Raw genomic sequence first — 26,570 nt, 5'->3', positions numbered from 1 at the left:
TGCAGGTATGATGTCATAGACATCAATTATCCTTGTGATATATCATTCAAATTTCGGCACATGTCTCTGAAAAGACCACCGCCGGAGATTGAAAAACCTCAATTTTTGAACATATCCGCTTTAGAAAAAGATGGGTTCTCTCATACTCTTGTTTTTGTATAATTTCATTCACAGAGCCATGGTTGGTATTCGTTCCTGGTTTAACTAATTGGAAAATAGTAAACTCTCGGTTTATCCCATAAACCCGGAGCATCCGTCCCGTTCACACTGAAGAAGCATCATACTCACGTGGAGTGCAGTAAAGATCAATTGAAGCCCGATTATCACACTAGATAACGAAAGAACTGCATTCGTAATCTGTGTCAGTGGTCCGGTCACAGATATCCACTGGCTTAAAATGTACATCCCGCTGGCAAACCCCAGAATCATAAATAATACCCCGGTAAAGAGCAGTTTTTCCAGTGTCTGATACCGAAGAATCTGGGAAAACCAGGGACCACAATCATCCAGCTGATGGGTGACACTGTATGATTTCATCACAACACCTGAGAGGAGAAACTGGAGCCCTCCAAGCACCAGGATATCACCCAGAATAAATGAATGAAGACCCTGCATCTCAACCGATTTTAAAAAACCCACTCCTGCCATGAGGGAAAATCCAAGAAGTATGAACAATAATCCCGGAACTATTAAAAAACGGAGCGGCCGGACCAGCATGATAAACCTGACATGTCTCCATCCGTCTGCAAAACTATGAAGTTTCGATGGTCCTTTCCGGGGATAGTACGTAATCGGGATCTCTTCAAACCGGAGTCCTTTTTTTGCTGCTTCAATAAGCATCTCGGAAGCAAATTCCATTCCTCCGGTGTGAAGACTTAATTTCTGCAGTGCCTCCTTACTTATGGCCCGCATCCCGCTGTGGGTATCTGAGAATTGTGAATGGAACGTAAAATTGAGAAGTCTTGTCAGGAGAGGGTTTCCAATAAACTGGTGCAGCCATGGCATCGACCCCGGAAGAATGGTCCCTTTCAGTCTTGATCCAATCACCATGTCTGCCTTTCTCTGAGCGATAGGCTTTACTAACTCGGGTATCAAGGTGAAATCATAGGTGTCATCGGCATCTCCGATTACAATTATCTCCCCTTTTGCATGGGGAAACGCAGAGATGTATGCATTCCCATATCCTCGTCTCTCCGGATGAATAACCCGTGCACCATGTGAGCGGGCGATATCCGGCGTTGAATCGGTTGAAGAATCTGAAACGATTATTTCATACTGAATATTTCCCCGCAGACATCCCACTTTGATCTTCTCAAGGCAGGATCCTATCGTTTTTTCTTCATTCATGGCCGGTATGATTATGGTAACGATTGGACCCATGTATGTCAATATGTGTCTGATTTGAAAGGTTATATTTTCTGGGAATCGACAATATGTGTTTTCTATCCTCAAATATGCAGATATGCTGTGTAAATAGAAAATTCTCGAAAAAATACAACCAATACCCTTGTCCCCACACTGACAGAATGTATATTGGCTCACTCATCTAATAGAAGAGTATGAAAAGAGTAACAATAATCGCCGGAGGTGATGTCCAGGCAGTCGGATACCGTGAATATGTGCGAAAGGCAACTTTCAGAAGAGAGATCACCGGATATGTGAAAAATTTGGAATCCGGTGATGTTGAGATTGTTGCAGAAGGAAAAGAGGAAGTTCTCAAAAAATTCCTTGCAGATATAAATATTACCGAATATCCAATTGACGTCAGAACATTCTCAGTTTCCTGGGGCACAGCGATATCAGAATATAAAAAATTTGAAATAATCCGGGGCAATAAAGAAGACGAATTGTTTGAGCGGATTGATGTGGCAGGTGCCCTGTTATATCGGGTGGTTGAAAATACATCCTTAAGTCTTGTAAAACAGGATCAAATGCTTGAAAAGCAAGATCAAATGCTTGACAAACAAAACCAGATGCTTGATAAGCAGGATGTAATGTCTGGAAAAAATGATTCATTCATATCTGTCCAAAAAGAAACCCTGGATGAGATAAAAGGTTTCAGAAAAGATTCTGCAAATTATCTTGAAACAGAGTTTACAGAGATAAAAAAGAAATTAACTGCCATTGAAAATGCTTTAATCCGGGAAGGAATATCTGTTTGAGATTTTATCTTTTGTTAACATTCTGCTTTATTTTACAGATATATAAAGCAAAAAAGAATTCCTTTTTATAATCATATCCTACTTATCTGATTCTTCGTCCTGATTATCAAGCGACGTTTTCCGGAGGACAATACTATTTTTAAGATCTTAATATGCCCGGTATGTCTTTACAAAATTATACTCACTGAAAGATCCAAAGGATGGTTTCAATTGGAACAACCCTCTCATTATTATAAACCGGATTCCATTAACCGCCCAACATCGTGAACTCTGGTACTGGCATACTATGAAAATCACTCTTTTTTGCAATTCAGATTCCCGGATCACAAAAATCAGATCGTCTATAGTATATGGATACTTAAGGAAAAAGTCAGATACTACTTATAATGACAACACTTAAAACCTGGCTGAATACGTATTCATCACATCTTCTCATTCTTCTGGTCATTATATCAGCACTCTTTGGACTCTGGCTTCGGTTTTTACCCATGGAATATCTTGGTGACGGTCCGGTCCAGAAACTCATATTCATGGACACCTGGTATTCAATGCGCCAGATAGAACAGATAACCGCGAATTACCCCGGATATGCCTGGTTTGATCCCATGACTGCATTTCCTGTCGGGAAGGATGTTGACTGGGGCCCGTTATTTCCATTCCTCTGCGCATCTGCCTGTGTTCTCTTTGGTGCGTTAGCAAGACCGGAAAATATGATAATTGCATCATATATTCCCCCGTTATTATTTCTTCTCCTTATCCCCATTATCTGGTACCTTGGAAAACTTACCGGAGATGAAAAAACCGGATGGATTGCAGCAATACTTCTTCCAGTAATCTCCGGGGAGTTACTCTATCGTTCATTTTACGGATACCTTGATCACCATATCACCGAGACCCTGTTTTCCACCCTTTTTATTACCCTGATAATTACTCTCCTCATAACTATTGGCAACATTAAAACTGCCCGTTACTCTAAAAAAAGTATCTTACTCGCGGTGTCAGCCGGAGTTGCATATTTCCTTGGTATTATGAACGTGCAGACCATGGTGCTTTTTGCAGCTATTTGTGCCCTGATTTTTCTTATTCATGCCCTGTTAACACGGGACCGGGACAATCTTATTTCTCTCTTTCTGCACACCTGTCTCTTTTTTATAACATTTACAATCCTGTATCTCCTTCTTGGATTGAGTCATGATGGAATATCTCTAAGCAACTATTCCATCGGTCATGTACTGGTTGCTTTAGCATTACCTCTTGAACTCGGATTTCTAACTCTTACTGCTCATATCTGTGAAAAAAAGTCTCCTTATTATTATATCGGGATTGTTTCAGGGGCTATAATCGCAGGGTATGTTTTCATCGCAGCATTCATACCGGAGTTGGCATCGCAGATTACCGGTTATATGAATTATTTCTTTTTCTTTTCATATACTGAATCTTTTATTAATGAGATGCAGATGTGGGAACCGGTTCGAGCATGGTATTCCTACAACATTGCCCTTTTCCTTGCATTTTTAGGAATAATCATATGTATCATCAGACTGATTCGCTCGTACCAGCCGGCTTTGATGGGACTTTTAGTCTGGGGAATGGTGCTCATATTTGCAACCGTTATGCATCTCCGGTATGAATATTACGTGAGTGTAGTGATTGTTCTGTTTTCTGCAGTTACACTCAGTACCCTCTATTCAAAAATTGTAGCAAGTGAAGAACCTGAAACCCGTTCAAAAAAGAGTTCTGAACCACCCCGGCAGGTTATCCCATTCAGGGCTATCGCAGTTGTCGGAATAATCATGTTATTAATCACTGCATTTTCTGCCCAGACGGTAATGACCGTTGCCGATAAACAGATAGGCCTCATATCAATCAGTAATGACTGGGCTGATTCTCTGGTCTGGTTATCAGAAAACTCACCGGATCCTGGTGTTAATTATTATAATATTTATCAGAAAACAGAATTCTCCTATCCTGAAGAATCCTATGGAGTTCTCTCATGGTGGGATTATGGCCACTGGATCTCATTCCTGACAAAGAGAATTCCGGTTACCTCGCCGTTTCAGGACAACGTCCCCGCGGTTGGGAAATTCCTGGCTGCACAATCTGAAGATGATGCCGAGCATTATGCAAAAGAAACAGGAACCAGGTACATTATTACCGATTATGCAACGGTAACATCAAAATTTGCAGCACTTCCTCTCTGGGCATATGGAAAAGACAGCATTTCCGAATACCAAGAAACGTATTATCAGCAGTCTCCGGGGACCGGAAGATATGATGCAATCCTGGTCCTGAAACAGCCTTTCTTTAACAGTACTGCATCAAAACTTCATCTGTTTGATGGTTCGTGGTTTGCCGGAAGAGGCGGGACTCTGTTATCAGTCTCACATAATTCACAAAATGGCGGTTCCTTCTCTCAAATTATCCGGGCACAGGAAATATCTGCTGAAGAAGCAAAAACGGTTCCCACATCATCTGACAAGGTCACCGGGTCTATCCAGTTTACCAAACCAATCACCGATGTGGCTGGTCTTGGTCATTACCGGCTTATTTATGAGTCTCCCTCTACGGTTGCCGAGGACGATACTCATCAAATAAAAGAAGTCAAGATCTTTGAACGGGTAAACGGGTACACACTCCCCGGAACCGGAACCATTGAGCTGCCCATGACAACAAACCAGGGGCGGAACTTTACCTGGAAACAGCAGAGTTCGAATGGAACATTTACCCTCCCCTACAGCACAAAAAATAATCCCTATGATGTCCGGGCAACCGGACCATACCGGATCCTTGAGACCGGAGAAACAGTTGAGGTCTTGGAAGAACAAGTAAAATAATTTATTTTATTTTCTTTGGTAATCATCCTCTGTTCTTTCAATATCATCCTCTTCCAGGTATTCACCAATCTGAACTTCTATTACTTCAAGTGGAATTTTTCCGGAATTACCAAGGCGGTGCATAACTCCGGCAGGAACGAAGGTGCTCTCTCCCGGGCGAATAAAGAATTGTTTTCCGTCCAGTTCAACATCTGCGGTTCCATGGATAACAACCCAGTGCTCACTCCGGTGATGGTGGCGTTGTAATGACAACCGGTTTCCCGGATCCACGGTGATTCGTTTGATCTGAAACCCCGGACCTTTCTCAAGTCCGAGATACGCTCCCCACGGCCGGTAGACAAGCTGATGTATCTCAGTAATCGGGTTATTCTTCTTCTTCAAACCCTTTACCAGATCACCAACTTTTTCAGCCATATCACGCCGACAGATGAGCAGGGCATCCGGAGTCTCAACCACGATGGTATTCTGGATACCGATTAGTGCTGCAAACCGATCCTGCGTCGTGACAAAATTGCCCTGCGAATCGATAGCAACACAATCCCCGGTATTTTCCTGTTCATCCTTTTCGGATATTTCGTACCATGCATTAAAATTACCCAGGTCTGACCAGCTGGTTGAAAGGGGCACTACTGCGATGGCATCTGAATGTTCAAGAATCCCATAATCAATGGAGATTGATGGAAGTTCATCCCATACCACACCTTTTTCAAATGCAGATGCGATATCCGGCTGATACTTTGTCAATTCAGATTTAAACACCGGCACAGAAAAGAGAAAAATTCCGCTGTTCCAGAAGTATCCTTTGTCAACGTATTCTTTTGCTGTCCTGGCATCAGGTTTTTCCTTAAATTCCCTGACCTTAAATCCTGTCTGTAAGTTCTCTCCCGGAGAGATGTATCCATACCCGGTGTGCGGGATAGATGGTACAATTCCAAATGTTACGATTTGGGAATCAGTGAGTGGTAATGCCTGTTTCAATTCGCGGATGGCATCCTCTCCAAGGAGATGATCACTGGGAAAAACAAAAACACGGGCATCATTACTTTTTTTCTGTATTTCTGTTACTGCCCAGGTGATGGCAGGGAGTGTATTTTTTCCGGATGGTTCCAGTAAGATCTGTTCATCAGAAATCTGGTATCCAAGTTCAGAGATCTGGTTTTTTACAAGGAAATGATGAAGTGAGTTTGTTACGATAAAGATACAATCTGGTCTGCACATCTCAATTGACCGGAGATATGTCTTTTGAAATAATGAATGACCGTTAACCTGGAGAAATTGTTTCGGGTAATATGTTCGTGAAAGTGGCCAGAGTCTTGTTCCTATTCCTCCGGCAAGTATGACCGAATAGATCTGATGCATCAGTATTATGTTAACCAGATTGACAATCAACCCTCCGATGAAAAATCATGAAGGTCTGTGAGGTCATATAGTTACCAGCGTATGTACCACCATTCCATTCACATATTCATCATCATTTTTATCGCGATATTCTCTGCCGGATGTATGTCCCACGAATCACCTCCTCCTGAATCGATTCCGGGACCTTCAATAATTGAGATAGAAGATATTGCAACAGCGGGCTCGGTGTTTACCATCACTGATGCAACCGGCAGGGAAGTTGAAATTCCAAACAACGTCTCCCATATTTTGTGCGCAGGGCCCGGGTGTCTGCGATATCTCGCGTACTTACAAAAGCCGGAATATGCAGTAACGAATAATCCGGAGGAGCGATATGTTATTCGTCCGGCCTGGTTACCCTATCTTGTTGCATATCCTGAACTGAGATCTCTCCCTTCCGTTCAGGTACCTGTTTACCCGGCACAGATCCAGTCCCTAAGCCCTCGTCCGGATGTGATAATACTCATGAACGTCAGTGGGCCGTATTCTCCGGATGAGTTATCTGAAATGACGGGCATTCCGATTGTTGTGTTGAAAGAAGGGAATCTGGTTGACTTGCGAGAGGATTTCAATTATTCACTACGAGTTTTAGGTCTTCTCACCGGTAGCAGTGACCGGGCTCAGGAAGTAATCCGCTTTTTTGATAAAATTATTGATAACCTGAAGAGCAGGGTTTCAACAATCCCGGAATTTCAGCATAAATCTGCGTATATCGGAGCGTACACAGATGATAAGCCGGCTGGTATTCTTTCATCATCATGCAGGTATTTCCCATTTGATCTGGAAAAAGCAAGAAATGTTCTTGAGGAGACATGTCTGACAGATAGTGGATCTGAGTCTATTCTCCTGAGTGCTGGCAGGATAAAAAAACTCAGTGCAGATGCAATATTTATCGATCTCTCTACTCTTGAAAAGAAAGAAAACGCAATTCATGAGCTCGAAAATATTCCGGATTTTGCAGAAACTGCGGCGATAAAAAGCGGGATGGTGTATGGACTGTATCCGACCAGTATCTATGGTGAAAGTCATGAGATAGATCTTATCAATGCATATTGTATCGGGAAAGCACTGTACCCTGACAAATTCATCGATGTGGATCCAAAAACGATGGCAGAATATATCTTCACCTACCTATATGGAAAATCAATTTCTGAAGAGATAAATAAAGAGGTCGGAAACTTTGCGCTCAACAGAATTCCGGTCTTTACCTGAATAAAAAATCCGGTCAATTCCTATCCGGATCAATAATCTTTTTTAAAAGTTACCTGGCTGGTGGTAGCGGATTAAAATCGGAAAAGTGCTATGCAGAATGAAGGAATCGTAACTGAATGTGTTATCTGAAAATTATATGAAAAAAGATGGGCTCGCTGAGATTCGAACTCAGGATCTCCGCCATGTCAAGGCGACGTCATAACCAGCTAGACCACGAGCCCCCGGTTGTGCCTTACAATGTTACCTTCTCGCACATTTATAGATTATGATCTGATATTCAAAAAGAGATTATATTCTGGCAAATTTTGCAGAATAGATCCCCTGCATTCCCCGAATCGCTTCCATTACACTCTCCGGGACATCGCCATCTACATTCAGAACCATAATTGCATCCTCTCCTGGCTGGAACCGTCCGACCTGCATGCCGGCAATATTGATCTGATGTTCTCCAAGGATGGTGGATGCTCTTCCAATTACTCCAGGTCTGTCAAGGTGTCGTGAGATGATGACTGCCCCTTCAGGAACCATATCCATGGTGTATCCTGCTATGGATACAATTCTGGCACCGCCCTTATACAATACCGAACCGGATATTACCAGTTCTGTAGTATCTGTGGTCACCTTCATGGTTAGGAGGTTTTTATAACCTGCAGATTCTCCGGTTGTTGTTTCAGATACGTTAATTCCTCTGTCTTTGGCAATGTATGCTGCATTTACCATATTTACCGGGAACCGGAGGATGGGATCGAGAAGTCCCTTGATTGCCATATGGGTGATGAGTTTAGTAGACTGACCAAGGGTAGCAAGTTCTCCCCCATAAATCATCTCAAGATTTAATACCCGGCCCTCAATTATCTGAATCATCAGTCTGCCCATCCGCTCACCTAAGGATGCAAATGGTTCAACCGTTTCATGGAGTTCGGATGGGATAATCGGTGCATTTACCACATATTTCGCATCCCCGCCACCCAGCACTTCAAGGCACTGTTTTGCAATTGAGATGGAAACATTTTTTTGTGCTTCCACCGTGCTTGCTCCGAGATGCGGTGTCAGAATGATTCCCGGGATACCAAGCAGAGGAGAATCCTTTGGTGGTTCCTGTTCAAAAACATCGATTGCTGCACCGGCTACCTTTCCGGATTTCACTGCTGTTGCGAGTGCAGCCTCATCAATAATACCTCCACGGGCACAGTTAATGATCCTGACCCCATCTTTCATGGTGGCAATGGTCTTTTCATTGACAATGTGGCTTGTTTCTTTAATGAGAGGGGTATGGACGGTGATGATATCTGCCTTTGTAAAGAGTTTATCAAGGCTCATCGACTCAATGCCCATTTCTGCAGCTTTTTCCGGAGAAATAAACGGATCATACCCGATGATGTGCATATTAAATGAGGCTGCCCGTTTCGCAACTTCACGACCGATACGTCCAAGACCCACAACTCCAAGGGTTTTTTCGTTCAGTTCAACACCCATGAATTTGGATCGTTTCCATTCTCCGGCCTGCATGGATGCATTTGCCTGTGGAATATTCCGGCAGAGAGACTGCATCATAGCCATGGTATGTTCGGTTGCTGCGAGGGTGTTACCTTCCGGGGCGTTGGCAACAATAATTCCGTTCCGGGTTGCTGCGTTCATATCGATATTGTCAACCCCTGCTCCTGCACGCCCGACAAAACGAAGTTTTTTTCCTGCTTCAATTACCCGCTCGGTAACCTGCGTCCCGGACCTGACCAGCAGCGCATCATAATTTTCTATCGTGGCGACCAGTTCATCTTCAGAAAGACCGGTGTTAACATCCACCATTGCATGATCACGGAGGATATCAATCCCTTCTTCTGCAAGTTCATCACTAACAAGAATTGAATATGTCACAGTACTCTGTAAGTTATCAGTTTTTGTTTTACTTGATAGTTCGCAGATATGATGATAGGACTATCCAGAATATTCTGACTAAACCGCAAGATTGTCCCAGCACTACTTATTGCTGCTTCTGCATCTTCCCTGGTGAAATGTTCATGGGGTGTTCCATATATTAACCCATCCGGATATCTGCTGATAATATAGAGACGATCAAGGCGCTTTGCATGATACAATAATTCATGAGATATTTCAAGAGAGTCATCAAGCACTGCCATGAGTTTTTCAACAGAATGGCCCCAGGCTTCTCCCCCTAAAAATTGAGAGAGTGCCTTCATAGCCTTCTTTGCAGCCTGTTGAGAGATAAAACACGTCCTTTCCTAATTACCAGCAGCACAATTATCTTCAGCGGCTTTCAGAAAAAAACTGCCTGATCCATCCAGTCATGGCTTCTCTCGGGCATAGGCTATAAAGAGGGGTTTTTGATAATTACTAACAAATTATCACCTTTCCCCTTATTGCTCTTTTCTTATGATTCTCTTTCAAACAGCGAGGTCTGAACATCCCTGTCAACCAGTGTTACACACCGATCATCACATTGCTCGTTCCTTATCTCAACCGGATAGCATCCGGTAAGACATCCGAGGCAGAGATCATGGCAGGGCAGACCGATTGCATTAACGAGGGATTCTATTGAAAGGTAATGGAGACTTGTCGCAGTAATACTTTTCCGGACCTGTTCAACATCTTTGTCACTCCCGATAAGTTCTGCCCGTGTTGGCATGTCAACACCGAGATAACAGGGAGCCTTGATTATCGGTGACCCGATTCGCATGTGTATCTCCCGTGCCCCGGCATCTTTCATGCTCTCAATGATTCGCCGCGAGGTGGTTCCCCTGACAATCGAATCATCAACCAGAATAATCGAGCGATCACGAAGATGATCCGGAATCGGATTGAGTTTGATACGAACCGCCCGCTCACGTTTCTCCTGTGTCGGCATGATAAATGTCCGGCCCATATATCGGTTTTTAATAAGGCATTCTACAAAGGGAATGGATGACTTCTCTGAAAATCCTACTGCATAAGCAGTTCCCGAGTCCGGGACCGTGCATACGGCATCTGCCTGTATAGGTTTTTCCTCGAAAATTTGTGCGCCGATTTTTCTTCGTACATCATAGACCAGTGATCCGTCGATGTACGAGTCAGCACGAGCGAAATAGATGTATTCAAAAACGCAATGTCCTTTCCTGGAGGCAACAGCGATTTGCTTAAACCTGATTTCATCCCCGCTGATATGTATCATTTCACCGGGAAGAACATCCCGTTCAAGTTTTCCATTAAGAGCATCAAGAGCGACACTTTCTGATGCCACCATATATCCGGATTCTGTTCTGCCAAAACAAAGTGGCCGGATTCCGTGCGGATCACGAAATGCATAGAGATCTCCATCATACAACATAACGACGGAGTATGAGCCCTTCAGACAGGCCATGCATTTTTTCACCGCATCCTCAATCGTCCCTCCTTTTCTGATGGACTCGGTAATTATCTTTGAAATTACTTCCGTATCAGATGTCGACCAGAATATTTGTCCCCGGTTTTCAAATTCTGCACGAAGTTCACGATAATTAACCAGGTTCCCATTATGCGCTATTGCGATAACATGACCATGAAAAGTGAATAAAAAAGGCTGGATATTCTCCGGACGATTCTCTCCTGTGGTGGGATATCTTACATGCCCAATCCCGACTTTTCCAACAAGCGATTTTAGCACCTGTTCATTAAATACTTCAGAAACGAGACCGTTTTCTTTGTATTTGCACAGGCCGGAGCCGTTAAACGTTGCAATACCGGCACTTTCCTGTCCACGGTGCTGAAGAGCATATAATGCATAATAAAGAGAAAAAGAGACGTCGGCAGAACTACTAATGCCAACGATCCCGCACATAATTAATGAGTTGCGATTTTTGGCCGCTTGTTTATCCAGCCATAGGAGCGCATGCGAGTGGAGCGGCCAAATCCACATGATGAACAGATTTTATGCCGCTTGTGGTAGGACATCTTCCCGCATCTTCTGCAGGTCAGATGAGTCTGTGTCTGTCGTTTTCCTCGTGATGGTGTTCCTTTTGACATTATCTTTCCTCGTTATTGGGGATTCGGGGAGATGTAGATGACATTATCGCCGCGAATAATCAGGGTACCAATACTTTGAGCCTGTCCACTTACAATCTCTTCTGCTTTATCCAGAACAAGATTCATGTGGACATCATATCCCTGGAGAACTCCTTTGATTTCCCTGCCCCCTTTAAGGGATATCAGTACTGGTTGCCGATTCAGGACCTGATCTAAAATATCCATAGGTCTTTTAGTCATATCAATACCCTGCACTACTCAAAATGAGTGAATAAATTGCGCCGGGATAATTCATAAACATTCCCCGTACTGATTCCGGACAGTCCGACGTATCGTTTATGAGAGTGCAGGTTTTGATTATATAGAGAATATGGGAAAACTGACTTCAAAAAGAAGGCATTCAATACGCAAATCACAGGTAAACGGGATACTTGAAAGACTCCGGGAAGAAATCAGAGACGGTGCAGACCTGTTTTCCGGTAAGATGATCGAAATAATTGAAACAAACCAGGATGTACATTTGTACCTTATTGATAAAGAGCCTCTTATCCTGGAAAAAGACGGGATTCTCTTTCCAAGTCTGCGTGGTGCATTAAGCCGGCCATTCCCTCAGAAGAAAATTATCGTGGATATGGGCGCCGTTTCTTTCGTGATTAATGGTGCAGATATCATGCGGCCCGGTGTTGTGGATGTAACACCCGATGTCAAAGCCGGTAAACCGGTGCAGATCGTAGATGAGCGTCATGGAAAGCCATTGGCCCTTGGAATCGCATTATTTGATGCTGAAGATCTCCTCGCGCAGGAAAAAGGGAAAATTGCCCGGACATGGCATTACGTCGGTGATGATATCTGGAATCTTGAGTTCTGAATAGGCAAAGAAGGCTCATCAAGCCTGAAATACCAGTATCTTTAATACAACTGACAGAAAAGGTTCTTATATGGGACTTCGCGACCTTCTCTTCGGAAGCAAGGATACCGCTTCCCCGGACGAATATAAAGATCTCACCCTGAAGGATTATGAACTGAGTGAAAACCCGGCCCTTCTCGTCAAGGTCGCCACCGTAACAGGTCTGCGGGAAAGCCAGATTGTCAAGGACCAGGTTTATGACGGAAACATCGTCATTGTTGACATTACCCGCCTGAAAATGGATAAGATCAATTATGAACGGGTCATGAAGGATTTCTACCAGGTTGCCCGGGATGTTGACGGGGATATTGTAGGTCTTGGCGACCAGCAATATGTCGTTATCACCCCGAAAAACGTTAAAATTTCCCGTGACCGCATCGGTGGCGGTGCCTGAGTTTGGAACAGGAAGTTAGGGGAACCTGTCCTGCCTGCGGTGAGGAGACTGACTGGCTATATAAAACAGAGAATATTCCTTATTTTTCTGATATTCTGATTATCTCCTGCTCTTGTCCGCTCTGTGGGTACCGGTTTTCAGATGTCCAGAATATCAGCACAAATGAACCGGTCAGATATAGTTTCCATGCGTGTAGTGTAGAGGATCTCTCGGTCAGGGTTGTCAGAAGTAGTGCGGCACAGGTGAGGGTTCCGGAACTTGGTGTTGAAATCAATCCAGGTCCGGCATGTGAAGGATTTGTATCAAATGTTGAAGGGGTGCTCTGCCGGATAGACAAAATTCTTGACAATGTGCTCATCGATGGAGATGACATTCAGCGAAGAAACGCACTTGCATTAAAAGAAAAAATTGCAGACATCCAGAATGGAAAGGGGAGTATCACTCTGATCATTGAGGATCCGCAGGGTAATTCTCTGATAGATTCAGATAAAGCTGAAAAAGAAAATTATACTCCTGAAAATGATTAAAAAAGGGGTTTTCCTTTCAGACTGATTCCCTTGTTTTCCATTACGGTTCCAACTATCTGTGCATCAGGATAGTATTTTTTAATTGTTTCAAATCCCTCTTTTGGGAGGATGAACACATAACCCATTCCCATATTAAAGGTCCGGTACATTTCAGGCTCACTGATGTTTCCTGCCTCTGCAATCCAGGAAAATATCTCCTGTGGGGGAAGCGGTGTATCAAATGCATAGCCATGTGTTCCAAGCCGGTTCAGATTCAAAAGACCTCCGCCGGTTATATGACACATACCATGAACATCTGTTTCACTGCAGATTTTGAGAACCTCCGCATAGATCCGGGTGGGTTTCAAAAGGAGAGACCCGAGTGTCTCTCCTGAAGGGAGTTTCTTATCTAACGATCCATGCACTTCAATCATGCGTCTTGCAAGGGTCAGACCATTGCTGTGGATTCCTGACGAAGGGATACCAACCATACAGTCTCCGGGAGTAATGGCAGAACCGGATATTATTTTCTCCTTCTCCTGGATACCAAGGCATGCTCCCGCAAGGTCAAGCCCGGTTACAAGACCTTTCAGGGTTGCTGTCTCTCCTCCGATAATGGAAAGGTTAGCAAGTTTTGCTCCTTCATTCAATCCTTTTCCAATCTGTTGCATCTGTTCTTTGGAAAGGGCAGAGGTTGCGATATAATCAACAAAAGCAACCGGTTCAAGGTTCATCACATAGAGGTCATTCACATTCATTGCAATGCAGTCTATTCCGACGGTGGACCAGTCTTCGAGGGCATCGGCCACCAGCATCTTTGTCCCGACCCCGTCAACTGCCAATGCAAGTGCATATTTTCCAAATGAAATGAACCCGGCAAAGTGACCGATTTCTGATGCCATTCCAAACTTGCCAGTTCTCCGGTATGTCAGTTCGGATATGAGACTTTTCACCGCTGCAGCTTCGAGATCAATATCCACTCCGGCATCACGATATGCATCCTGCTCCATTCTCATACCTCTTCATTTGTCAGGTTAAATTCATCGTGGAGAACCTGAACCGCCTTTGGTCCGTCCTCCTGCCTGACGATAAATGAGATATTCACTTCAGAAGAACCCTGTGTTATCATCATGACATTAATTCCTGCTTTTCCAAGCGCTGAAAAGGTTCGCCCGGCAGTTCCTGCCATACCGGCCATACCTGATCCGACGACTGCGACTGCACAGACATCCTCGTTTGCGGTAATATCCCGGAACACGCACCGTTCCTTTAGTGGTTTTAATGCATCCATTGCCGTTCTGACCTGATGGGCTTCGATTATCAGGGTGATATTTGCTTCAGATGACCCCTGTGATATCATCATGACATTTATCTGGTGTTCGGCAAGCAGGGAGAAGATATGGCGTGCGACTCCTGGTCTTCCAACCATCTGGGCACCGGCGATGGTAATGGCAGCAACCTTATCGATATAGGTGATTGCCTTTACAACCCTGGAATCTTTTTTCTCTCCTCCCTCAATGACTGTTCCCGGATAATCCGGATTAAAGGTATTTTTTACCCGTACCGGAATGCCTTTTTGCATGGCCGGCTCAATCGATCGTGAGTGCATGACCTTTGCACCAAAATACGAGAGTTCCATCACTTCCATGTAGGAAATCCTGGAGATAACGCGGGCATTTGGCACCATCCTCGGATCTGTTGTCATGATACCGTCAACATCGGTCCAGATCCATATCTCATCAGCGTCAAGAGCAGCTCCGATGATTGTTGCCGAATAGTCAGATCCGGAACGCCCGAGCGTTGTGACGACTCCTTTCTCGGTGCATCCCATAAATCCGGTGATTACCGGAACCGAATGTTCAATTACCGGTTCAAGGCGGGTTTTAATTCGGATTTCACCTGCAGGAAGGGCTATCGCATCTCCATGGTTTTCAGTGGTCAGTATCCCTGCTTCACACCCGTCAAGTACCATGGAAGGTATCCCTCGCTGACGGAGGGCAGCACTAATCAGGGGTGCGTTGAGCCGTTCACCAAAGGATATGATATAATCGCGGGATCTGACGGTGAGTTCCCGGAGGTGGTATACTGCATAGAGAAAATCACGCAGGTTTTCTATGCGTCGGGTGATGATCTCGCTTATCTCAGGATAATGATCCGGCGCTATCTCTTTGAGGGTAGTGAGGTGCCCTTCCTGAAGAAATGAAATAAGTTCAGGAACCTCTTCTGCATCCCGGGAAGTAACCATTGCTTCTGCGCATGCAATGAGCCTGTCCGTAACACCCCTCCTGGCAGAAACAACTATTGCCAGGCGATCGCCTTTGGAATATCTATCATATACGATATCTACGGCCTTTCTGACCGATTCTGGATTCTGGACAGATGTGCCCCCAAATTTCATGATGAGTTTCATGCGGCTCTAACTCTCCGTTACTATGTGTCTTATTTTCTCAAAAGGGATGCTGAGGGATTACCTGCATGGATCCGGATTCTATAGAAACTTCAAAGAGGTTCTGATTGTGACGTGTATATAATGCAGAATCAGGAGTTCATCCGATCCCATGTTCTGGTCATTGGGAGCGGGGGTGCAGGTGTCCGGGCTGCCATCGAAGCTTCCGGCTCTGGAACCTGTGTGTTATTATCACGGACAATTGTCGGGAAGGGAGGGTGCACCATCATGGCTGAAGGAGGGTTTAATGCGGTGATGAATGAGGCAGATAATGTCTCTGATCATTTTGCAGACACCATGAAAGGTGGCGCTTATCTCAACGATCCTGAACTGGTTCGAGTCCTGACAGAAGAGGCCCCGGCGCGTATAAATGACCTTATTGCATGGGGTGCCGTTTTTGATGTCACTGATTCGTGTACTCTTTGTCAGCGCCCATTTGGAGGCCAGTGCTTTCCCCGGACCTGTTATGCAGGAGACCGGACCGGCCATGAGATGATGATAACCCTGATGGAGCGACTTTCACAAACCTCTGTCAAGGTGTATCATGAGATTTCAGTATTTGATCTCATCCTATCACAGGGGAGAGTTATCGGAGCTTTTGGGCTTGATCGGAAAGGAAAATTGTATGTTTTTATTGCCGATGCAACCGTGATTGCAACCGGTGGTGGAACACGGGTATACGATATCTCGACAAATTCCACCAGCGGGACTGGTGACGGCTATGCAATGGCGTGGCGCGCAGGCGCTGAGCTTATCGATATGGAACAGGTACAGTTCCATCCCACCGGTGCAGTATATCCCTGGGATGCACGGGGAAGACTGGTTACAGAAGCAGTTCGCGGGGAGGGAGGTGTTCTGAAAAATTCCCTGGGTGAACGGTTCATGGAAAAATACGATCCCGACCGGATGGAACTCTCTACACGGGATGTAGTAGCACGTGCCTGTGCAACGGAGATCCAGGAAGGGCGGGGGACACCGCATGGCGGTGTCTGGCTTGACGTTTCTCACCTTCCGGCAAAACAAATAGAAGAAAGACTTCCGGTAATGCTGGAACAGTTTCTGAAGTACGGTGTGGACATTCGGACAGAACCGATGGAAGTGGCGCCGACTGCCCACCACATCATGGGTGGACTACGCATCGATCCCTTCTGCCAGACTACACTTCCCGGTCTTTATGCATGCGGTGAAGCTGCCGGTGGTGTTCACGGAGCAAACCGTCTTGGTGGCAATGCACTGGCAGAGACACAGGTCTTTGGAAAACGTGCAGGATCTATGGCAGGAACAGAACCTGAACATGAAATTAATTCAAACCAGGAACAGGTTGATTCTGCAAAAATGATGCTTGAAGGGTATCTTACGGGAGATGTTTCTCCTGACATGGTAAAATTCGATCTCCAGAGAATCATGTGGCATGGGGCAGGAATTTTCAGAACAAAGAAAATGCTTGAAGAGACCAGAATAGCACTTGATGCTCTTTCCCGGAAAAAACTCAAAGCGGTTGATCCTTCCGGGTTTATCTCCTGCTGCACGACCAGGAATATGATAGATACTGCAAGACTGATTGTGACCGGTGCACTTCTCCGGGAAGAATCACGTGGTGCACATGTCAGAACCGATGTAATACAGGACTGGGATAACCAGAGTTCACCTTTTGGCCATACCATTCTGACAAGGACCGGGGCTACCATCGAGCGGAGGAAGGCATGATGAATATAACCGTAACCATCTCCCGTTTTAATCCGGACACTGATGAAGAGCCCAGAATGGAATCCTGGACTGTGGAGATGGAGGAAGGGGCGCGTGTTCTGCATGTTCTGGATAAGATACACACGCTTGATCCAACGCTTGCATACCGTTCAAGTTGTCATGCAGGTCAGTGCGGAAGTTGTGCGGTCAGGGTCAATGGAGAACCTGCTCTTGCCTGCACGAAAGAAGCGTCTGATGGAATGGTCATCGAGCCACTTAACCTTCCGGTAATAAAAGATCTGATGGTCGATCTTGTTCCGGGAATTAATGCGATTCCCCGTTTTCATTCTTCCGAATGTGGTACACTGCCTACCCTGGAAGATGTTTCAAAGATAAAACCCCTGCGCGATTGCATTGAATGTCTTTCCTGTGTTTCGGTCTGTCCGGCTATGCGGGTTACTGATTTTCTGGGCCCGACTTCCATGAGGTCACAAATGCGAATAGCTCTTGATCCAAGAGAACCGGGAAACCGGATCCGTGAGGCGATCACACAGGGCCTTTTTACCTGTACCAGTTGTAACCGGTGCTGGCGTGTCTGTCCTAAAAATATCGAGACTCCGGGAAAGGCAATAGAAAAACTCCGTGAGATTGCCAACCGCGAGGGACTGACACTTCCAAGGCACCAGGAGGTTGCAGAACTTGTCAGGACCACCGGAAGATCGGTAGAATCAGGCAAACATACCTTCCTGGACCTTGTTGATGAGGTCATTGAACCCTATGGGGAAGTCAAACGGGAGGTTGGTTTTTTCTGCGGTTGTATGTTTAATGCCCGGCTTCCTGAGCGGGCCATGGATATGCTTGAGGTTATGCGACATGCAGGTATCAGGGTAATCATTCCCAAAACCCAGGTCTGTTGTGGGTCGCCTCTTATCAGAACCGGACAGACATCATTCATCGATGAGTTAAAGGACAAGAATATCCGGGCATTTCAGGAGAGGGGAATTACCACCGTAATGACAATGTGTGCCGGTTGTGGTGCAACACTCAAAAATGACTATGACACTCCTTTTGAAGTAAAGGACGTGTCGGAGATTCTATCAGAGACTGGCCTTCCTCCTCTGACCAAAGTCCCGATCACCGCAACCTATCATGATCCCTGTCATCTCAAGAATGGACAACAGATTACCCGTGAACCCCGGGAAATCCTGGTAACAGCGGTTGATAAATTTGTTGAGATGCCTGCTTACTGTTGTGGGTCCGGTGGAGGTGTCAGGTCAGGGATGCCCGATGAAGCAGCAGCGCTGGGTGAATTACGAAGGGCTGAAATCAATAAAACCGGTGCAGATGTTGTCGTTACCATCTGCCCCTTCTGCGAATATCACATCCAGGAACACAGTGACCGGCCGGTGAAAAACCTCATGACTGTACTGGTTGAGGCGCTTGGGAAAAAGCCGACCGAACTATGATATGAATCGTTCCACTTCATATGTGCATGATTACCTGCAAAATTTCAGGCTTCCTTCCCAGGATGGTCAGACCACCCTGACCGCGGCGAAGGAGACACAGTGTGATCTCCTTCATATTCAGGATGTAGAGTGTTGCAGGTACATTGGTGAGTTCTGGACTGCGCGACAACGACAGGCATCTAAATTACAGGAGATCTCGTATAGAGCCTGTTTTAAACCCCAACTTCCCCGGTTTTTTATAACCCTTCTGACCGAACCGGATGATATCATTTATGATCCCTTCGCCGGCCGGGGAACAACCCCCCTTGAGGCTGCCCTCCTGGGTCGTTTGGTCATCTCAAATGATATCAATCCGCTCTCCCGCATCCTGACCGAAGCCCGGTTAAGCCCTCCGGCATATGAAGACATCAGGGCACGGCTTTATGCAATCCCTGACCTCAATTCCGTTTCCAGTGAGATGGATCTCTCGATGTTTTACCACCCTGATACATTGAGGACTCTGTGCAGTCTTCGCGCATATATCCTTGAACAGGAGGAAAAGGAGAAGTGCGATATGACGGATCGATGGATCAGGATGGTTGCAACAAATCGGTTATCCGGCCACTCACCCGGGTTTTTTTCCGTTTATACCCTTCCACCAAACCAGGCAGTATCACCTGAACGCCAGATTACCATAAACCGGGACCGCAGCCAGACTCCCCCATACCGCGATGTCCGGGAGATAATCCTGAAAAAAACCAGATCATTACTGCAGGGGATTAGCGAAAGACAGAAAGAGAACCTTTCAAAAGTAGCACCATCATCGCTCTTCCTGACAAAAGATGCACGAAATACTCCCGAAATTTTGGATAATACCGTGTCCCTGACCGTGACATCCCCTCCCTTTTTGGATATTGTACAGTATGCAGCCGACAACTGGCTTCGATGTTGGTTTAATGGTCTGGATGCAGAATTAGTCGGGAAAAAAATATCCACCACCAGGAAACTTACAGACTGGGAAGGAATCATGCGGGATGTCTTCAGGGAGTTATTCAGGATTACCAGGCCCGGGGGATATGTTGCGTTTGAGGTGGGCGAAGTCCGGAATGGCTCGGTCAGACTGGATGAACATGTGATCCCCTTGGGGATTTCTGCCGGTTTTTCCTGCACAGCAGTAATTATCAACCAGCAGGACTTTACCAAGACTGCAAACATCTGGGGAGTGAATAATATGTCAACAGGTACGAATACAAACCGAATTGTGTTATTTTACAAAGATTTTTGACTGGTTTTTCAAATTCGAAACGATATTTCAAAAAAAGTTAGAAATTTTCTCCTTATGATCTCAATAAACTATTGTTAAACGAAAACATATGATAACCTTTGTTATTTGGATTTTTTTCAATAATTATTTTAGAATATATGTCCTCTGGAGTATTTGGGAGAGGCATGTCCCAGATTTGGTCCCATGAATGTGAAAAAAAGATCAATTCATCATTTGCGGATTTTTCAAGACTATAAGATATATCAGGATAATGGGGAATCGTAAATCCCCATATTACAAACATGGCAATGATCAGCAGTCCAACCATAACTAAATAAAAACAGAGGATCCTAGAGATAAGATTTACAAACCATCTAGGATTCGGTTGTTCTTTTCCAACAATTGGAAAAACAATGAGAAATAAAGGTAAAGCATAGAGAAAACCATATCCAAATCTAGGATCTGGAGCAGAAAAAAACCAGAATACTAATGCAATTATCAAACTAAAAAAAATTAAAATTTTTTGAATTTCGATAATATTTAGCCTTTTAATATTTAATGGCCTTTCATTGATAAGGAAAGTGATAATACTTACAATTGTTGTCATCCAGATTACTAACAGAGTAATATTTTTTTTAATAAATACTATTGACCATGGAAAGACCCATTTCATGTCAGATAATAATGATAAATCATTATTTGTATAGAGACGAGCAGGAATAATTACTTCATTCATCGTCTCAATTGTGATTTCTTTCGGTACATTCCATGGTAGATTAAATTGAATAGGAGTATTCATCGGGAACAGTGGATTACCTGATAAAATAAGCCCTCTTAATAAAAAAATTACAATTAATGATGCTATGATTGCAAAAAATAAAAATGTGGTTTTTGTGTGTGAAAAATTTTTTAATGTATGAAAGTTATTCTTTAGTCCATTTTTATTAAAAATAGCTTTGATAAAAATCAATCCAACAAGGAAAAAAACAAGGGGGATTGATGATGTTTTAATTGATAATACAAAAAAAATTAAAAATCCTATAAACAAAATCTGATTATACCAGGAAATGCCAGATAGTTTTTTATTAATTAATTGAATGCTAAAAGCAAATATCATTATAATTAAAATAAATACTGGAAAATCTGGCGATGCAGTTGAAATGAAGTATCCCGTCATTAATATTACCGGAAAGATTGAGAGAATTAAAAACATTTCTCCTGCTGTAAGATATTGGAAAGTGGTTTGAATTTTTTCAAAACAACTCATATTTTTATTGTCTTTAAATGAATGGTTGAATATTGAAATTATCACCGAACTATATAAGAAAAGAAGCATTCCATTCATAATAAAGAGAGGTCGGTGAAAAAAGAAAACCAATTGTTCAAAGCATGCCTCTCCTAAAAACCAGGTTGTATTAAATCCAAGTCTTGAATATAAATTTGCAAGACCAAACGGTATTTGTTGAGTGATGATCCAATTTATCGCAGTAAAATGGTAACCCCCTGTATCATGAATTGGATGAAACCAAGTAAGAATTGCACAAAAAATTATTGATCCAAGGAATATTTCTTTTTTTATTGAATTTAATGAAAATTTTTTTCGGGGATAAAAAAAGAAAAATCCCGATAGTCCACAAAGAAACAGAATTAGTGAACATGTCAAAGAAAAACCATCCCAGAAATTTACAAATCCAACAATTATTATTATTATTGCGATTCCAACAATTCCAAATTCAAATTGTTGATATTCAATTAAATTTTTAATATTGAATAATTTGTATATACTTTTGCCAATTCCAATAACTGCAATAATCCAAAGAAAAAACCACAAATAAAAAAATAATATATCCAGCATAAATTATTAAATAAAAAATTGACCTTAGGAGAATTTGATTAGTTTCTTACGATCTCGTCATCAGGTAATCAAACGCTGAAAGAGCTGCTTTTGCGCCTTCTCCGCAGGCAATAATAATCTGTTTTCCGGTAATACTGGTAACATCTCCGGCAGCAAATATTCCGGGGGCACTTGTCCTGCAGTTGATATCAATCTCAATCTCTTTCTGATCATTCAGTTTCAAAAGCCCTTCAACAAAGGAAGTATTGGGTATCCATCCGATTTCAGTAAACAGGCCATCCATATTCAGGGTTTTTGTCTCTTCGGTATCCTTCTTTTTTATTACTATTCCGGATAACCGGTCATCTCCTAAAAGTTCAGATACTTCGAATCCAATGTGAGTGATGATATTCTTTTTCTGCTCGAACTGCGTCCTATAGATACTATCTGCCCGGATACTGCTTCTGACAATAAGGTGAACTTCTTTAGCGATACCACTCATCTCAATAGCGGTTGTGAGTGCAGAATTACCGCCACCAACAACCCCGACTACTTTATCATGAAATATCGGCCCGTCACAGGTTGCACAGACCGAAAGACCTCTGCCGATGAACTGCTCTTCACGAGGTGCTCCAAGCTTTTTGGGTTTTTTCCCCTGGGCAAGGATAACGGTTTTTCCCTTATATTCCATATTTGAAACTGTTTTAACCGCAAAACCTCCGGAAACCGGGAGGAGAGAGTTAACTTCGTCCAGTTCTATTCTTATCTCAAGTTCCCGGATCTGTTCCTCAAATTTTGATATGAGATTATCACCGGTGATCATCCGATAACCCATGTAATTTTCAATATTCCAGCTCTCAAGAGCCTGGCCTCCAATATCTGGAGAGATGATCAGGGTCCTCAGGTTTTTTCTGACACAATAGAGGGCTGCTGTAAGTCCGGCCGGCCCGGCCCCGCTGATAATAACATCAAACAGATCAGTTTTTTTATCCGCGGCAAACAGTTCACGAAGCCGGTCAGTATCAAATCCGATGACTACTTCATCCCCGGCCACGATAACCGGAACCCCGTATTGTCCAGATAGTTCAACCATTTCTTTGGCTGCTTTCCGGTCAATACCCACGTCTATTGATCGGTAGGGCACATTATTCCGGTCAAGAAATGCTTTAACAAGCCGACAGTAAGGACAGTTCTGAGTAGAATAAACTGTAACCTCAGGCATATGTGATAGTTATGTATCGTTTACATAAAAGAGAGATGGAAAAAGGATAATGGCCCTGTTTACTCTCTCCGGTATAACAGGAAAATCGCAAGTCCGGCGACAATCGGGGCTATTAGTAACGGTGCCTGTGTTGAGGTAGGCCCAGGTGTTTCACTGTCTGTTGGAACATCTGCAATGGTTCCGCTCTGAGATGGAACAACGGATGCATCAATACTGCCCTCTTCTCCGGGAGTAAAAGACAGATCAAGATGCTGTGATTCTCCGGCATAGAGTTTTACCTTCTGCGCTGCCTGCAAATCACCGATCCAGAACGTTATGTATTCACCTATCTGTTCTTCAGCACCATTTACTACAAGTCGCCGGTCAAAGGTAGCAGGCCCTCCATAAATTCCGGTTGTGGTTGTCGTAATATTCCCTACTTCAGTCCCGTTAATTTTTGCGAGAATGACAACTCCGGCATCAGCATCTGTTCCGTTTACGGTGACATTTCCATAAAACTCGTATGGCAGCGGGGGAATTGCATGAACACCGGCTACCAGGAGAGTAACTAAAAGGAGGCATGCTCCGATTTTATAGTACATTTCCTTAGGTCTCCTATCCAGATTTCTTATAATAAAAGGTTCTGTAAAAATATAGGATTTTGTTTTATGATGATGGGGAAAGGGTTCCTGGTGAGTTCAGGTATATCCAGAATGCCTCGTATGGTTCAAGTATTACCGGTGCATTTGTGTTTCCCCTGATGCCTGCATCCCGATATTTTTGTGCAGAACTGTCATATGGTATGATGTATGTCCATGATGAAAGACCTGAAAGCGCAACATCAGCCGAACGGGGACTGGTGCCACTAATTCCCGCAAGGTTCCATCCGGTAGCAAGAGATTTCGATCCGGTAGGAACGCCCTTCACCGAGAGGGAAACACTCAGGGGTGTTGTGGTGTAAATCCAGTACCCGGTCATGGGGGTGAGAGGGTCATTTTTGCCAACGGTAACCCATCCGGATGAACTGTCATATGCCAGGATGGAATGACCTGCACTTTGTACATTCCTGAATATCTCAGCAGTGTTTGATCCTTCGGAGAGTTCCACGGGAATATTAACGAGGTTCCATCCCGTGTTCAGGGTTATTTTGTTTTCCTGCGGACTTGATGTAGGAGTAAGCGTTGGCATTACTGTTGGAACAGATGTCGGGACCGGTGTTGATCCGGGAATGGTAACCGTACCTGGCTTTATCTCTGCCTGGACCGGATTTCCTGAATCATCATCTATCTGCACTCCGCCCATTGTTATCTGTGCACTCCCTGCACCTGATGCCTGGATGTTCAGGGTTGCAAGAGTGATACTGCCTGCTCCTTTCTCCACTTCACTGTTCAGATCAATGGCGCTCAATGCAAATGAGCCACTCTCTCCTGGTACTGCCTCGGAAAGAGATGCCCATTTTGGAAATGATACCCCGGTTACTGTCACAACTGCCGGATTATCTGATGATACGGTCATCCGGTATCCAGATAATCCTGCAGGGACTGAGTCAAGGGTAATATCAGCATTTCCCTGAGTTCCTGCCTGAATACTGATGGGCGCGATTGAAACAACTTCTCCTGAAGAAATTGAGATGATACTTACTGCTGCAAGGAGCAGCACGATTAATGTCAGATGATAATTCATGATTGTATCTCCGCAAAGAGCGCCTGCACATCACCGAGGTCCAATGAACCGTTCTCATTAAAATCAAATTCATACAGGTAGCCCTGCTTTTGAATCCATTCAAAATTCTGGAAGAAAACGGTTGGATCCTGTAGATCGGTCTTACCATTTCCGTTCATGTCTTCATATCTGCCGTCACCATCCGGATCAGTTGGTACGGGACCATCTCCGTTTAAGGGGATCATCAGAAGTTGTGCAGCACTCTGATTACTTTCCGGAAGAACTGGCTCTTCTTTTCCATTCGCCTGAACCTCCAGAACCCAGAGATCCCCACTGGTGTGGTTCCCGGAAAGATCCCCATCTGATGACGCAGTCATACCGGTTATCATAAGAGAATTGTTGTGAGTTTTTTTCACCCATGAACCCCGGTCAACAAGCGAACCTCCTATCTGCCTATGCCAGAGCAGGGTACCGTCTCCATCAATTTCACCAATCAGCAGATCTGATTCTCCATGATTACCGGTGAAATTTCCGTCCATGGAATAACTGTCTCCGACAAAATATGCTCCCCCTGATGAAGAAGGTTCCAGTTTCCAGACATTATCACTAAAACTGCCCCCAAATGATTTTTCCCATACGAGAGAACCATCAGGGGTAAGTCTCATGATCCAGATATCTCCCGCCCCATGATTCATGCTTACATTGCCATCACCAGAAGCAGTGACAGCAGCCACCATAAGATCTCCTGAAGAGAGTTCTACAATTGAATGCCCCCAGTCAAGAGCAGAACCCCCATAGGATTTTTCCCAGAGCGGGGTGCCATTCAGGGAAGTTTTCAGAATCCAGACATCATTGCTGGTCTGGTTTACACGATCGGGAGAGTCCGTGGAATTTGTATTTCCACATACAGCAATTCCATTGTCACTGGTTTTGGTTATACTTGTACCACTGTCACGTCCGTTTCCTCCATATGCACGTTGCCAGACAATATTTCCGGAGGGATCCAGTCTTATCATCCAGAGGTCGCCATTTCTGGATGACATAGTATATCCACATACTACAATATTGCCATCCGGAAGAACCACAAGATCTGACCCCTCATCAGTCTGGTTTTCTCCGAGTGCCAATTCCCAGCGTATATTCCCATCAGGGCCGAGGTTTAAAACCCACATGTCACCATTTCCATGGTAATTGCTCACGTCCCCGTTATATGATCCGGTCGTGCCTATAAGAGCTGCTCCTCCGTCAGGCAGATTCCGAACAGACAGGGCGTAATCGGTTTCATTTCCCCCGTATAATTTTTCCCAGAGAACAGTCCCGTTGGCATCAAACCGAATTACCCAGACATCTCCGTTTCCAAGATATCCAAGGTCAACCGAATCATCCGGATAAGCTACTCCGCAAACCGTGGTATTTCCATCCGCGGATGTATCAAGCCCATAACCCCATTCAGGCCCTTCCGGAAGACCAAAGGCTTGATTTTTAAGGATATCGCCTGGAACTGCTCCATAAGCGGTTCCTGACACGGTTATCAGCATACAGAATGTAAGAAAAATATAATACCTCATCACGGTACACTCCCCCTTCAGAAATATTCGGAGATAGCCAATATAAAGGTTCTTC

23 protein-coding genes and 1 tRNA gene are annotated in these 26,570 nt (G+C 44.2%); 9 read left to right on the top strand and 15 right to left on the bottom strand.

Features of this window, described 5'->3' with window-relative positions; all coding sequences use genetic code 11:
* Positions 1-231: 231 nt before the first annotated feature.
* Positions 232-1,380: a glycosyltransferase family 2 protein gene (locus DLD82_RS01335; RefSeq protein ID WP_109939298.1), complete on the bottom strand. Its 1,149-nt coding sequence runs from the start codon at positions 1,378-1,380 to the stop codon at positions 232-234.
* Positions 1,381-1,559: 179 nt separating this feature from the next.
* On the opposite strand from DLD82_RS01335, the gene DLD82_RS01330 reads away from it, so the two are divergent.
* Positions 1,560-2,162 carry an acylphosphatase gene (locus DLD82_RS01330; RefSeq protein ID WP_109939297.1) on the top strand — a complete coding sequence of 201 codons (603 nt, stop codon included), beginning with the start codon at positions 1,560-1,562 and terminating at the stop codon, positions 2,160-2,162.
* 386 nt (positions 2,163-2,548) lie between these two features.
* Positions 2,549-4,996: an oligosaccharyl transferase, archaeosortase A system-associated gene (locus DLD82_RS01325; RefSeq protein ID WP_109939296.1), complete on the top strand. Its 2,448-nt coding sequence runs from the start codon at positions 2,549-2,551 to the stop codon at positions 4,994-4,996.
* Positions 4,997-5,002: 6 nt separating this feature from the next.
* Here DLD82_RS01325 and DLD82_RS01320 read toward each other — a convergent pair whose 3' ends face one another.
* Positions 5,003-6,355 (bottom strand): mannose-1-phosphate guanylyltransferase/mannose-6-phosphate isomerase, encoded by a 1,353-nt coding sequence (locus tag DLD82_RS01320; protein ID WP_109939295.1) that lies wholly within the window; start codon positions 6,353-6,355, stop codon positions 5,003-5,005.
* Between the two features lie 57 nt (positions 6,356-6,412).
* On the opposite strand from DLD82_RS01320, the gene DLD82_RS01315 reads away from it, so the two are divergent.
* A complete protein-coding gene (locus DLD82_RS01315; protein ID WP_146199652.1) occupies positions 6,413-7,606 on the top strand; it encodes an ABC transporter substrate-binding protein in 1,194 nt (397 codons plus the stop codon).
* 147 nt (positions 7,607-7,753) lie between these two features.
* Here DLD82_RS01315 and DLD82_RS01310 read toward each other — a convergent pair.
* The 6 genes from DLD82_RS01310 to DLD82_RS01285 form a co-directional block, all read right to left on the bottom strand.
* Positions 7,754-7,827: transfer RNA gene (locus DLD82_RS01310), tRNA-Val, on the bottom strand.
* 67 nt (positions 7,828-7,894) lie between these two features.
* Positions 7,895-9,481 carry a phosphoglycerate dehydrogenase gene (gene serA, locus DLD82_RS01305; RefSeq protein WP_109939293.1) on the bottom strand — a complete coding sequence of 529 codons (1,587 nt, stop codon included), beginning with the start codon at positions 9,479-9,481 and terminating at the stop codon, positions 7,895-7,897.
* Positions 9,478-9,804: a HEPN domain-containing protein gene (locus tag DLD82_RS01300; RefSeq protein WP_109939292.1), complete on the bottom strand. Its 327-nt coding sequence runs from the start codon at positions 9,802-9,804 to the stop codon at positions 9,478-9,480. The genes serA and DLD82_RS01300 overlap by 4 nt, the downstream gene beginning before the upstream one ends.
* 191 nt (positions 9,805-9,995) lie before the next feature.
* On the bottom strand, positions 9,996-11,417 hold the full coding sequence (purF, locus tag DLD82_RS01295; RefSeq protein WP_109939291.1) for an amidophosphoribosyltransferase: 1,422 nt from the start codon (positions 11,415-11,417) through the stop codon (positions 9,996-9,998).
* Between the two features lie 2 nt (positions 11,418-11,419).
* Positions 11,420-11,602, bottom strand: a complete 183-nt coding sequence (locus tag DLD82_RS01290; RefSeq protein ID WP_109939290.1) for a 50S ribosomal protein L37e — start codon at positions 11,600-11,602, stop codon at positions 11,420-11,422.
* A 12-nt stretch (positions 11,603-11,614) separates the two neighbouring features.
* On the bottom strand, positions 11,615-11,842 hold the full coding sequence (locus DLD82_RS01285) for an LSM domain-containing protein (RefSeq protein WP_109939289.1): 228 nt from the start codon (positions 11,840-11,842) through the stop codon (positions 11,615-11,617).
* A 130-nt stretch (positions 11,843-11,972) separates the two neighbouring features.
* On the opposite strand from DLD82_RS01285, the gene DLD82_RS01280 reads away from it, so the two are divergent.
* The 3 genes from DLD82_RS01280 to DLD82_RS01270 all read left to right on the top strand — a co-directional run bounded on the left by DLD82_RS01280 (position 11,973) and on the right by DLD82_RS01270 (position 13,430).
* Positions 11,973-12,470 carry an RNA-binding protein gene (locus tag DLD82_RS01280; protein WP_109939288.1) on the top strand — a complete coding sequence of 166 codons (498 nt, stop codon included), beginning with the start codon at positions 11,973-11,975 and terminating at the stop codon, positions 12,468-12,470.
* A 70-nt stretch (positions 12,471-12,540) separates the two neighbouring features.
* Positions 12,541-12,903: a cell division protein SepF gene (locus DLD82_RS01275; RefSeq protein WP_109939287.1), complete on the top strand. Its 363-nt coding sequence runs from the start codon at positions 12,541-12,543 to the stop codon at positions 12,901-12,903.
* Positions 12,904-12,905: 2 nt separating this feature from the next.
* Positions 12,906-13,430: a ZPR1 zinc finger domain-containing protein gene (locus DLD82_RS01270; protein ID WP_109939286.1), complete on the top strand. Its 525-nt coding sequence runs from the start codon at positions 12,906-12,908 to the stop codon at positions 13,428-13,430.
* On the opposite strand, the gene purM is transcribed toward DLD82_RS01270, so the two are convergent.
* The gene (gene purM, locus DLD82_RS01265) at positions 13,427-14,419 is read right to left on the bottom strand and encodes a phosphoribosylformylglycinamidine cyclo-ligase (protein ID WP_109939345.1); all 993 of its coding nucleotides are present in this window, start codon (positions 14,417-14,419) and stop codon (positions 13,427-13,429) included. The two genes, DLD82_RS01270 and purM, sit on opposite strands and share 4 nt — an antisense overlap.
* 2 nt (positions 14,420-14,421) lie before the next feature.
* Entirely contained in the window at positions 14,422-15,819 is a 1,398-nt protein-coding gene (locus DLD82_RS01260) for an aspartate kinase (protein ID WP_109939285.1), read from the bottom strand.
* A gap of 120 nt (positions 15,820-15,939) precedes the next feature.
* Between DLD82_RS01260 and tfrA the strand changes: the two genes are divergently transcribed.
* From tfrA to DLD82_RS01245, 3 genes are read left to right on the top strand one after another with little or no spacing between them, the layout of a single operon-like run.
* Positions 15,940-17,562 (top strand): fumarate reductase (CoM/CoB) subunit TfrA, encoded by a 1,623-nt coding sequence (gene tfrA, locus DLD82_RS01255; RefSeq protein WP_109939344.1) that lies wholly within the window; start codon positions 15,940-15,942, stop codon positions 17,560-17,562.
* Entirely contained in the window at positions 17,559-19,007 is a 1,449-nt protein-coding gene (gene tfrB, locus DLD82_RS01250; RefSeq protein ID WP_181391183.1) for a fumarate reductase (CoM/CoB) subunit TfrB, read from the top strand. Before tfrA ends, tfrB begins: the two co-directional genes overlap by 4 nt.
* A gap of 1 nt (position 19,008) precedes the next feature.
* Complete coding sequence (locus DLD82_RS01245; RefSeq protein WP_109939284.1) at positions 19,009-20,271, top strand: DNA methyltransferase; 1,263 nt, start codon at positions 19,009-19,011, stop codon at positions 20,269-20,271.
* A 52-nt stretch (positions 20,272-20,323) separates the two neighbouring features.
* Here the strand turns inward: DLD82_RS01245 and DLD82_RS01240 are convergent, their stop codons facing one another.
* The 5 genes from DLD82_RS01240 to DLD82_RS01220 form a co-directional block, all read right to left on the bottom strand.
* Positions 20,324-22,105: an LIC_10190 family membrane protein gene (locus DLD82_RS01240; RefSeq protein ID WP_109939283.1), complete on the bottom strand. Its 1,782-nt coding sequence runs from the start codon at positions 22,103-22,105 to the stop codon at positions 20,324-20,326.
* A 46-nt stretch (positions 22,106-22,151) separates the two neighbouring features.
* Positions 22,152-23,306: an FAD-dependent oxidoreductase gene (locus tag DLD82_RS01235; protein ID WP_109939282.1), complete on the bottom strand. Its 1,155-nt coding sequence runs from the start codon at positions 23,304-23,306 to the stop codon at positions 22,152-22,154.
* 59 nt (positions 23,307-23,365) lie between these two features.
* On the bottom strand, positions 23,366-23,887 hold the full coding sequence (locus DLD82_RS01230) for a hypothetical protein (protein WP_109939281.1): 522 nt from the start codon (positions 23,885-23,887) through the stop codon (positions 23,366-23,368).
* A 64-nt stretch (positions 23,888-23,951) separates the two neighbouring features.
* Positions 23,952-24,968 (bottom strand): hypothetical protein, encoded by a 1,017-nt coding sequence (locus DLD82_RS01225; RefSeq protein WP_109939280.1) that lies wholly within the window; start codon positions 24,966-24,968, stop codon positions 23,952-23,954.
* Entirely contained in the window at positions 24,965-26,515 is a 1,551-nt protein-coding gene (locus DLD82_RS01220) for a hypothetical protein (protein WP_109939279.1), read from the bottom strand. The genes DLD82_RS01225 and DLD82_RS01220 overlap by 4 nt, the downstream gene beginning before the upstream one ends.
* Between the last annotated feature and the right edge of the window lie 55 nt (positions 26,516-26,570).

The organism is Methanospirillum stamsii (genome assembly GCF_003173335.1).
Taxonomy (GTDB): domain Archaea; phylum Halobacteriota; class Methanomicrobia; order Methanomicrobiales; family Methanospirillaceae; genus Methanospirillum; species Methanospirillum stamsii.
This window is presented reverse-complemented; position numbering and strand designations above follow the sequence as displayed.

What these genes read in the sequence shown, in the direction of transcription:
- DLD82_RS01335 (WP_109939298.1), bottom strand. Translation starts at nt 1,380, where the DNA reads ATGGGTCCAATCGTTACCATAATCATACCGGCCATGAATGAAGAAAAA.
- DLD82_RS01330 (WP_109939297.1), top strand. Translation starts at nt 1,560, where the DNA reads ATGAAAAGAGTAACAATAATCGCCGGAGGTGATGTCCAGGCAGTCGGA.
- DLD82_RS01325 (WP_109939296.1), top strand. Translation starts at nt 2,549, where the DNA reads ATGACAACACTTAAAACCTGGCTGAATACGTATTCATCACATCTTCTC.
- DLD82_RS01320 (WP_109939295.1), bottom strand. Translation starts at nt 6,355, where the DNA reads ATGCATCAGATCTATTCGGTCATACTTGCCGGAGGAATAGGAACAAGA.
- DLD82_RS01300 (WP_109939292.1), bottom strand. Translation starts at nt 9,804, where the DNA reads ATGAAGGCACTCTCTCAATTTTTAGGGGGAGAAGCCTGGGGCCATTCT.
- purF (WP_109939291.1), bottom strand. Translation starts at nt 11,417, where the DNA reads ATGTGCGGGATCGTTGGCATTAGTAGTTCTGCCGACGTCTCTTTTTCT.
- DLD82_RS01290 (WP_109939290.1), bottom strand. Translation starts at nt 11,602, where the DNA reads ATGTCAAAAGGAACACCATCACGAGGAAAACGACAGACACAGACTCAT.
- DLD82_RS01285 (WP_109939289.1), bottom strand. Translation starts at nt 11,842, where the DNA reads ATGACTAAAAGACCTATGGATATTTTAGATCAGGTCCTGAATCGGCAA.
- DLD82_RS01280 (WP_109939288.1), top strand. Translation starts at nt 11,973, where the DNA reads ATGGGAAAACTGACTTCAAAAAGAAGGCATTCAATACGCAAATCACAG.
- DLD82_RS01275 (WP_109939287.1), top strand. Translation starts at nt 12,541, where the DNA reads ATGGGACTTCGCGACCTTCTCTTCGGAAGCAAGGATACCGCTTCCCCG.
- purM (WP_109939345.1), bottom strand. Translation starts at nt 14,419, where the DNA reads ATGGAGCAGGATGCATATCGTGATGCCGGAGTGGATATTGATCTCGAA.
- DLD82_RS01260 (WP_109939285.1), bottom strand. Translation starts at nt 15,819, where the DNA reads ATGAAACTCATCATGAAATTTGGGGGCACATCTGTCCAGAATCCAGAA.
- tfrA (WP_109939344.1), top strand. Translation starts at nt 15,940, where the DNA reads ATGCAGAATCAGGAGTTCATCCGATCCCATGTTCTGGTCATTGGGAGC.
- tfrB (WP_181391183.1), top strand. Translation starts at nt 17,559, where the DNA reads ATGATGAATATAACCGTAACCATCTCCCGTTTTAATCCGGACACTGAT.
- DLD82_RS01245 (WP_109939284.1), top strand. Translation starts at nt 19,009, where the DNA reads ATGAATCGTTCCACTTCATATGTGCATGATTACCTGCAAAATTTCAGG.
- DLD82_RS01240 (WP_109939283.1), bottom strand. Translation starts at nt 22,105, where the DNA reads ATGCTGGATATATTATTTTTTTATTTGTGGTTTTTTCTTTGGATTATT.
- DLD82_RS01235 (WP_109939282.1), bottom strand. Translation starts at nt 23,306, where the DNA reads ATGCCTGAGGTTACAGTTTATTCTACTCAGAACTGTCCTTACTGTCGG.
- DLD82_RS01230 (WP_109939281.1), bottom strand. Translation starts at nt 23,887, where the DNA reads ATGTACTATAAAATCGGAGCATGCCTCCTTTTAGTTACTCTCCTGGTA.
- DLD82_RS01225 (WP_109939280.1), bottom strand. Translation starts at nt 24,968, where the DNA reads ATGAATTATCATCTGACATTAATCGTGCTGCTCCTTGCAGCAGTAAGT.
- DLD82_RS01220 (WP_109939279.1), bottom strand. Translation starts at nt 26,515, where the DNA reads ATGAGGTATTATATTTTTCTTACATTCTGTATGCTGATAACCGTGTCA.